Below are 7,832 nucleotides of genomic sequence, written 5' to 3'. Positions count from 1 at the left end.
GAACTGCCAGGCCAAGCCGGACGCCAACGACCAGCAGCAGAAACAGACGCAAGAGGCCGATACGGATGAGCTGTCGAAACAGCTCGGCAATTGCGGCGGCGTGCTGGAGCCGCCGCCGACCGGCGACAAGAACGCGACGACCCCGCCGCCGACCGGCAGCGAAATGCCGGTGATCAAGCCGGGCGAGGTGCCGCCGCAGACTGGGCAGTGACGAGGCGCGCGCCTCACTCGATAAGGATCAGTGCTTGCGCTTCTCGCTCTCGGCCGGCTTGAGGACCGGCGAGGCGTGCGCCTCGCGGATCATCTGCAGGGCCTCGTCGCGGGTGAGGCCGCATTTGCGGGCAAAATAGGTTGCTTCGTGGATCTCGGCGCGCGAGGCCTCCACAACGCCGGAAGAGGTCGGTTTGTTTTTCTTCTTGGCCATCGGCTCACCGCGCCATGAATCACTTAGTCAGCTAAATATAGATGCAATGCCTGCTGTTGCAAATCGCCGATTGCGCCCGACCGGCGGGCCGTGAGGGGTGCATTGGTTTCTGCTGAAAAAGCGCCTTGGAATATTCCGGCTATGTCGCTGTTCAATCTGACCAGGAGAACGGCCATGACGGACGACAGGACCAAACGCGACTTTCGATACCGCGACCGCGTGTCGGCGGGCGAGGAGCATGAGGTGCGCTACTGCGCGAAGCAGCATCGGATCCACTCCTGAGCAGGTTCACAGAGCTGATCAGCGAGCACGGGCAACGACCGCAAGACGCTCGGGCGTCAGCGAGGAAGCTGCGGGATTGACAGACATTCCCGGTCGGAACCGGCCTGGCAGGACAGGTCCGGCAAGCATTGCCGGCGACCAACCGTGATCGCTCGGCCAATCATATGTTAGGGCGTCACCCCGCCGAAGGTGTAAGTTCGAGCAGTCGCCGCACAGAGCAAAGGCAAGCGCGCGCCGGAAGAGCCCATCACGCTTTCGCCCAACCTATCAAGGGAAGTGGAGCTTCGATGAGCGACGGAGGAGGCGGCCATTATGCCGCGAAGGGTGAGTATCTCGATCACCGTCTGGAATGCCCGCACTGCGGAACGATCCGGTTGAACATCCCCAGGAACGCCCAATCCTCAACGCCGATCCATTGCGCCGAGTGCGGGGCCTATCTTGGCACGTGGGACGAAATCCAGACCGACTTCGAGCGACAGGGAGGCACCGACGGAGTGTTTCGCCTGGCAAGCGGCCGCATCAGGCGGCTCGCATAAGCGGTCGGCTCCCGGTCAATGCCTGTCTTTCAAAAAGCGGGCTTCGCGAACGAGGGACGTCCAGTCAAAGCCGATCATATGGATTAGCTCCCTCGCTTGCGCCTCGGTTATACCCACTTCCTTGGCCAGCTTCCCGGCCAGCAGTCGGCTATCGACTTTTTCGTCGTGCCCGTCCTTCTGCATGCGCACTCTCCATCGCTCTACAAGTAAAGCGCAAAGCCAGGAGAGGTTTCGTTAGGCCGAGCTCGAAACGGTTTGGTATGAGCAAAAAGCCCGGAGAAGCGCGACGCAAAAAAGCCCGCTGGCATGAGCCAGGGGGAGAAGGTGGCTTGAGCTCGGCCCCGCCAGGGGCGAACGCCGACATGGTGCTCATGTGGCACCGGCCGCGCATCCACTTTTGTTAACCGTCGAGATCGTTTTCGCGCAATGGACCGCAACATGGCCGATCCCATCGGTTGCTTCGAAGACACGGCCGCAATGATCGACGCGCACCATCCATACTTCGCCAACAAAGCAGCGGAGTGTTCATAGACTCAGAACGAAGGTGGTCCGCAGTCTGCGGGGCCGTTCAAAATCGCTCGAACCGCTGCTCCACCTTGCGGGCGAACTTTTCCCGTTCCTCGTTGGAGATGCCTTCCACCGAGTATTTCGCCAGAAAGAGGTGCTTCTCCGTGCGTCCGCACATGGATTTCAAGCCGCGCAAAAGCACCTTCCTGCCCGGGTCCTGCATGTAGAGCCTGGTGTAACACCAGGGTGAGCCGAAGGTGGTGACGACGCCCATACGGCGAATATTCAAAAGTGCCGGCTTGATCGTGCCGCCATCCGTCGGCAGGTCGAACGCGACGCCCGGCCGCCACACGCGGTCGAAATATCCCTTGAGCACAGCAGGCATGCCCGACCACCAGGTCGGGAAGCAGAACACGCAAGCCTCGGCCCATTGCAACGCGTCGATATAGACCCGCAGTTCGCAGGTGCTGGCGATGGACCGGCGTGCCCCTTCAACTCCTCGACCTGCATGACGGGATCGAATTTCATGGCATAAAGATCCAAGTCGACGACCTCGTCGCCCCTGGCCTTGAGGACCCCCAAGACTCGCCTGTGAAGCGAGGCCACGTAGCTGTCCTGCGCCGGATGCGCGTAGACGACATTGACCTTCATCGCATGCCCCCACGCGGCTCTGATCCCGCTTCGAGGCTAGTCGAACGCCGTTGCTTTGCCTAGGCTTCGACGCGAGAAGTGGAGGGGCGCGGGATCAGGGCGGCGAGAGCTTCGGCAGAACCTCCAGGAGGCTCCACTCCGATGTCGGTTTGCCTACATTGGGTACCCCCACCAGGACGGCCCCGCCGAAGAGTTCCGGCTTGTCATAAGCGCTCGCCACCGCGAATGGCACACCGCGGCCGCGCAAGGCCTCGGCTACCGGCGTGACGAGATGGTCGCCTAAACTCACGTCGAGCAAGGCCACCGTCGGCAGTTCGTCTTCCAGCAGGCGGAGCGCGTGCGCGACTCTGGCGACCGGTCCCAGGACCCGCCATCCCAGGCGCTCGAGCATGACTTTAAGATCCATCGCGATGATGAATTCATCTTCGACGATCAGGATGGTCTTTTGCACCGGCCATCAATCTGGGCGAGCGGCCCTTTCGAGTGGGACGACTATCTCTGCTTCGAAACCTTCGGTTCGATAATTCTGTTCCACCTTGCCACCGAGATTGTAGGCGATGGCGAATTGAATGAGCTGGGTTCCGTACCCTGTCGAGGTGGGCTTGCGTACAGGCGGGCCCCCGCTCTCGCGCCAGGACAGGCGCAGCAATGGATGATCGCCCTGCTCGATCTCCCATCGAATTCGAACCGTCCCGGCCGGAGCTGACAAAGCGCCATACTTGACGGCGTTGGTTGCCAGTTCGTGCAGCAGAAGGCTTAGCGACGTTATCTGCTTCGAAGCCAACGTCACTGACGGGCCGGGCTCGATGATGATCGTCTCCGGAGCGGTCTGGAAGGGTTTCGTCGCGCGCGCCACCAGGGCTTCGAGACCATCTTCACCATGATCGCTGAATGCCAGGTCATTTGCATCCACAACGGCCTGCAGCCGGCCGAGGAACGCGCTACGATATTCCTCTGCCGAAATGCCTTCCGTCTTCGTTTGGTTGGCCAGCGCCCGCACGAGCCCGAGCAGGTTCTTGAGCCGGTGGCGCAATTCTCCAAAGACCGCTTCGAACTCTGCTTCTTTCCGGCTTCTGTCCGTAATGTCGACGATCGACAGCAACATGAGGTGGCTGACATTGTCCGGATTGAACACGGTGCGCGCTGTAAGAAGCATGACTTTTCTCCCGATACGCGGGAACTCATGCGTCACCTTGTAATCGATCACCGCCGAGCTTTTCGGGATCACCTCTCCAAGGAGATGACGCAGCTCGGGGATATCCCATTGACCGTTGCCGAGGTCGTACAGGTGCTGTCCGATCGTGTCGTAACGCTCGACCCCGAATGTTCTGAAGAAGGCGCGGTTGGCGCTCTGGACTGTCAGGGCGGAGTCCAGCACCAGCATGGGATCGGGAACAGTGTCGACAATGCCTTGGGCCTGCACGTGACCTGTCCGCAGAATCCGGTAGAGGTCTTCCAAATCCATTGCCGAAATACCCGTTAACCCGACAGCCTATAAGCCTGCCGCAGATCATACAACCGCGCTTCTCCAAAGCGAAGATCGCGCGAAGCGGCTTTATGGCATCGGCGCCGGGGTCCGTACTCCTCGGCCTCCGGCCTTCGGGTGTTCCCGGAACCATCACGCCGGCGCCGGGTTGTGATTGGCGGGCCGCGTCAGCCGGACCTGGTGGCAAAGAGAACAGGGCTGGTTTCTCCGGCTTCTCGCTCTGGCCAACGAAAAGGCAGTCGAGCTCTTGTCCCACCCGGCCCGCTCAAGGGAGGTCTTGTCAGCAATGGCAGGAAATATGCAGTCCGACAAAGCCGGCACCGAACCGCGCCCGGTCCGTGTCCGAGACAGGTGAGGGGGCGATGCCGCGCTGGGTCGACGAAGGCTGGATCATACTGAAGGAAAGCGTCAGCGGCTACATCAATGACAATGCGCTGAGCCATGGCGCGGCGATGGCTTTCTACGCCACCACGTCGCTAGCGCCGATCCTGTTGATCGTCGTCGCGATCGCCGGTTTCGTCATCGGCAACGATGCCGCCCAGCTGGCGCTGACGGCCGAGATATCGGGCGTGATGGGGCCACAGAGCGCCGACCTGCTGAAGGCCACGCTGGAGACCGCTTCGCATGGCTGGTCGAGCGCGCTTGCCACGCTGATCGGAGTGGTGACGCTTTTGGTCACGGCGTCGGGCGTCTTCGGCGAGATGCAGCAGTCGCTCAACGAAATCTGGAAGGTGAGGCCCAACGGGGCGTCGCTGTCGCGCCTTGTAAGGGCGAGGGCGGCGAGCCTCGGCCTCGTGGCTGCGCTCGGCTTCCTGCTCCTGGTCTCGCTCGCGGCCAGCACGGCGATCGCGGCGCTGGGCGAGATCATCAACCGGAGCCTGCCTTTCGGAGAACTGATCGTCAGCGCCATCAACACGATCGTCTCCTTCGCGCTGATCGCGTTCCTCTTCGCCGCGATCTACAAGGTCCTGCCCGACAGGGAGCTCACCTGGCGCGATGTCGGCGTCGGCGCGCTGGTCACCGCGCTGCTCTTCACCATCGGCAAGTCGCTCATCGGCTGGTACATCGGCACCAGCGCCATCGCCACCTCCTATGGCGCGGCCGGAGCCCTGATGGTGGTGCTGGTCTGGGTCTACTATTCGGCGCAGATCTTCCTCTTCGGCGCCGAAATCACCCGCGCCTATTCGCTGCGCCGCGGCACCCGGCCGGACCTCGCGCCAGCGGTGGCCGCCGATCCGCCGGCGGCCGCCACCGCCCCGCCGCCGGCGCGCGGCGCCTCGGGCATCGAAGTCGCCGTATGGATTGTCATCGCCTGCCTGATCACCGCGCTGATGTCGCAAACCGGCGCCAACAGGCCGAACCGCCCGCGATAAAACTGAGTGTCCAGCAAATGCGGCCCCGCCCTGGAAAAAGGCGTGTCCCTTACCGGTCGTTCAAGCGCTTTTCGATCTGGTAGGATAGCCAGCGGCAGAACATGCCGGCGATCGATGTGGCGGCGCCGCCGAGCAGGCAGGCAACCAGCAGCGGGCTTTGCGATGCGCTCGACCAGCTCACGATGGCGAGCAATATCACGCTGACCGTCGAGATCAGATAACCTATGCCTTTCAGCAGGTGGAGCGACGCTTTTGTCATCGCCAGAGTTTCCGCCTATGGCAACTCCCGGCCGGCGTTGAAGTTCCATGGTGAGCTCGGGAAGGCAGGCCTGCACGCTTGCCTTCCCGTAGGGCTGCGCAGCTTGCTCTAAACTCAGGCTGCCTCTGCCGCGACGTTGACCGCGGACTCGGCGAGCTTGGTGAGCGCGACGTCCGTCTCCTTCTCTTCGTTCAGCGTCTGGTCGAGCAAGGTGACGGCCTCGGCCAGGCCGAGTTCCTGCGCCCAGGTCCTGAGCGTGCCGTAGCGCGAAATCTCATAATGCTCGACGGCCTGGGCCGCGGCCAGTAGGCCTGCGTCGAGCGAGGGCGAGCCCTTGTACTCTTCCATGATCTCGGCGCCTTCCTCGGTGATGCCCATGATCGCCTGGCAGGTCTTGCCCACCGGCTTCTTGTCGATCACCTCGAACACTTCCTCGAGACGCGCGACATGTTCTTGGGTCTGGTCGCGGTGCTTTTCGAAAGCGGCCTTTAGCGCCTCGTCCTGCGCTGCCTTGGCCATCTTGGGCAGCGTTGCCAGGATCTTCTTCTCGGCGAAATAGATGTCCTTCAGCGTATCGTGGAAAAGTTCGTTGAGGCCCTTGTTCGAGGCCGCTTTCGTTGTCGGCATGTCTGCATCTCCTGAGTGGGTGGATAACCAACCCCAACACAGTTTTTTCGAACTTGTTCCCAACAGAATTTTCCAGTGAAAGCGCCCGGGAAACTCTCATTTGTTGTTGACCGCCGCCCGAACAAACGAGCCGACCGAAGCGGGCAGGCCGACCGTCCTCGGGGCGGCAATTCGCGCGGCTGCATTCTTTGATTCCGCCTGGAACTTTTTGCCAGCACAAGCGCTGTTGAAAAGCAGTTGTTTCCAATGAACGCAGGGAGAAGAAAAATGAATACCAAAATTCTTTGGATGAGCGCACTCGCGCTTTCGCTCGCGACCAGCGCGGCGATGGCCAGCAGCGCCAAAGGCACATCGGCCTTGGATGACCCGCAAAAGATGGCGCCTTTCTTCACCGATGCGGGGATGAAGACGATGAGATCCGGCGATGAGTTCAAGAAGGCATGGCTGGCCATGACCGAGGAAGACCGCACGTCGATCAAGAAGGATTGCGGCGACGAAACTATCGCCAAGCAGCATGACAATTTCTGCAAGATGACCAAGGAACTCGGCGGCGCAAACTGAGGCCGGTCGACAGACAAGGAACGGCGGCTCTTTCGGCCGCCGTTTTTGTTGTTCGTGGCGCCGGGCCAACGCGGCTCAACGCATTGCGCCGGGAGGAGACCCGTTATGGGCCGCGACGCAAGATCTTGTGTAGAGGGCGCGTATTCGACCGGGTGCCGATTACAGGCTGGACCTATCCATCATGGTGACCACGAGCTGCCGGCTCTCGACAAAGAGTTCGTGTAATTGCTCGAGGTTTTCGAGGTGACGGTTGGCCAATGCCGCGCCGTCGCCATCAGGGCGCATGTCGTTGACCTTTGGGCGCTGCAGCGTTGCAAGATCGGCGATCCTGAGGATGTTCTGGTCCACCATATCCAGCCGTTCGGACAATTTCGCGAATTTGTCCTCTTCAGCAATTAGCAGCCTTTGGACCGTCGCTCTGGTGCCGTCGTCCGTCTCCGTTTGAAGGCGGTCCACGAAGTGCTTGATGTTCTCCCTGGCGATAAAGCGGTCCATCAGGCTCGCCCTCCGAGCTTTGAAATCATATCCCCGTGGGCAGAGGGGAGTCGAGGCGCGCCATGACGACCAGGCCCCTCCGGAAATTGATGAAGATCAAAGCCGGCGCACGATCGCGGGCGCACAATACTGTGTTGCGATACGATCCTCACCCTCGCGTTGGGACCAGATGGTTAGCCCCGAAACCGAGCTTCAGATGCTCAATCGTCATATCCGCACGGGAGCGTCATATCTCCCGCCAGCGAGAGATTATCGATCGCCTCATCGAGCTGGGCGCGCCAGCCGAGCAGGCATTGGAACTGCTCGATTTATTCCGAGTCACGCAGGCGCTGCACATTGCCCACCGGGAGCGGCTTCTCGATTAAGTGACGCCCGCCAGCGTCACCGGATGCCGAGGAATCCAAGGATGGCAAGGACGATGACGATTGCTCCTACGAGCCAGATGATGTTGTTCATGTCTTCTCTCTCAATCCTTGATGAGGCGCTGCCTGTGCAGCTTTCGCCTTCGACCAACGGGAGCAAGTGGCTTCCGTTCCCGGTGTGGGCCCACGGTCCCGCGCGGTCCGGACCGAAGTCTTAACGGCGTCTCTCCTGATTGCCCGAACTTGGCCTCTCAGCGGTTGTCATCTCC

The 7,832-nt window shown here is 61.3% G+C and carries 11 protein-coding genes and 1 pseudogene; 4 read left to right on the top strand and 8 right to left on the bottom strand.

Translation table 11 applies throughout. The features are described 5' to 3' along the window. A pseudogene (locus EOA28_RS38895) lies at positions 1-211 on the top strand (hypothetical protein); the annotation flags it as partial. Positions 212-238: 27 nt separating this feature from the next. Here EOA28_RS38895 and EOA28_RS17590 read toward each other — a convergent pair. Next, positions 239-424 (bottom strand): hypothetical protein, encoded by a 186-nt coding sequence (locus EOA28_RS17590; RefSeq protein ID WP_127253108.1) that lies wholly within the window; start codon positions 422-424, stop codon positions 239-241. Positions 425-993: 569 nt separating this feature from the next. Here EOA28_RS17590 and EOA28_RS17585 point away from each other — a divergent pair. Beyond that, on the top strand, positions 994-1,242 hold the full coding sequence (locus tag EOA28_RS17585) for a hypothetical protein (RefSeq protein ID WP_126083260.1): 249 nt from the start codon (positions 994-996) through the stop codon (positions 1,240-1,242). Between the two features lie 15 nt (positions 1,243-1,257). On the opposite strand, the gene EOA28_RS38890 is transcribed toward EOA28_RS17585, so the two are convergent. The 4 genes from EOA28_RS38890 to EOA28_RS17565 form a co-directional block, all read right to left on the bottom strand. Beyond that, positions 1,258-1,425 carry a hypothetical protein gene (locus tag EOA28_RS38890; RefSeq protein WP_189342077.1) on the bottom strand — a complete coding sequence of 56 codons (168 nt, stop codon included), beginning with the start codon at positions 1,423-1,425 and terminating at the stop codon, positions 1,258-1,260. Between the two features lie 385 nt (positions 1,426-1,810). Then, on the bottom strand, positions 1,811-2,413 hold the full coding sequence (locus tag EOA28_RS17580) for an NAD(P)H-dependent oxidoreductase (protein WP_281059006.1): 603 nt from the start codon (positions 2,411-2,413) through the stop codon (positions 1,811-1,813). Positions 2,414-2,494: 81 nt separating this feature from the next. Further along, positions 2,495-2,851 (bottom strand): response regulator, encoded by a 357-nt coding sequence (locus EOA28_RS17570; protein ID WP_127253106.1) that lies wholly within the window; start codon positions 2,849-2,851, stop codon positions 2,495-2,497. 6 nt (positions 2,852-2,857) lie between these two features. After that, a complete protein-coding gene (locus EOA28_RS17565) occupies positions 2,858-3,865 on the bottom strand; it encodes an HWE histidine kinase domain-containing protein (protein ID WP_127253104.1) in 1,008 nt (335 codons plus the stop codon). Between the two features lie 383 nt (positions 3,866-4,248). Here EOA28_RS17565 and EOA28_RS17560 point away from each other — a divergent pair, with 383 nt between their 5' ends. Further along, the gene (locus EOA28_RS17560) at positions 4,249-5,259 is read left to right on the top strand and encodes a YihY/virulence factor BrkB family protein (RefSeq protein ID WP_127253102.1); all 1,011 of its coding nucleotides are present in this window, start codon (positions 4,249-4,251) and stop codon (positions 5,257-5,259) included. A gap of 49 nt (positions 5,260-5,308) precedes the next feature. Here the strand turns inward: EOA28_RS17560 and EOA28_RS17555 are convergent, their stop codons facing one another. Further along, complete coding sequence (locus tag EOA28_RS17555) at positions 5,309-5,518, bottom strand: hypothetical protein (RefSeq protein ID WP_127253100.1); 210 nt, start codon at positions 5,516-5,518, stop codon at positions 5,309-5,311. 114 nt (positions 5,519-5,632) lie between these two features. Then, positions 5,633-6,145 (bottom strand): ferritin-like domain-containing protein, encoded by a 513-nt coding sequence (locus tag EOA28_RS17550; RefSeq protein ID WP_128315090.1) that lies wholly within the window; start codon positions 6,143-6,145, stop codon positions 5,633-5,635. Positions 6,146-6,391: 246 nt separating this feature from the next. On the opposite strand from EOA28_RS17550, the gene EOA28_RS17545 reads away from it, so the two are divergent. Continuing rightward, positions 6,392-6,706, top strand: coding sequence for a hypothetical protein (locus EOA28_RS17545; RefSeq protein ID WP_245463267.1), 315 nt, complete (start codon positions 6,392-6,394; stop codon positions 6,704-6,706). A 159-nt stretch (positions 6,707-6,865) separates the two neighbouring features. Here EOA28_RS17545 and EOA28_RS17540 read toward each other — a convergent pair whose 3' ends face one another. Further along, positions 6,866-7,201, bottom strand: a complete 336-nt coding sequence (locus EOA28_RS17540; RefSeq protein ID WP_127253096.1) for a hypothetical protein — start codon at positions 7,199-7,201, stop codon at positions 6,866-6,868. Positions 7,202-7,832 lie beyond the last annotated feature (631 nt).

The organism is Mesorhizobium sp. M2A.F.Ca.ET.067.02.1.1 (genome assembly GCF_004023285.1).
GTDB lineage: Bacteria > Pseudomonadota > Alphaproteobacteria > Rhizobiales > Rhizobiaceae > Mesorhizobium.
Note: the sequence above shows the minus strand (reverse complement) of the source record. Positions and strands in the feature narration are given on the sequence as shown.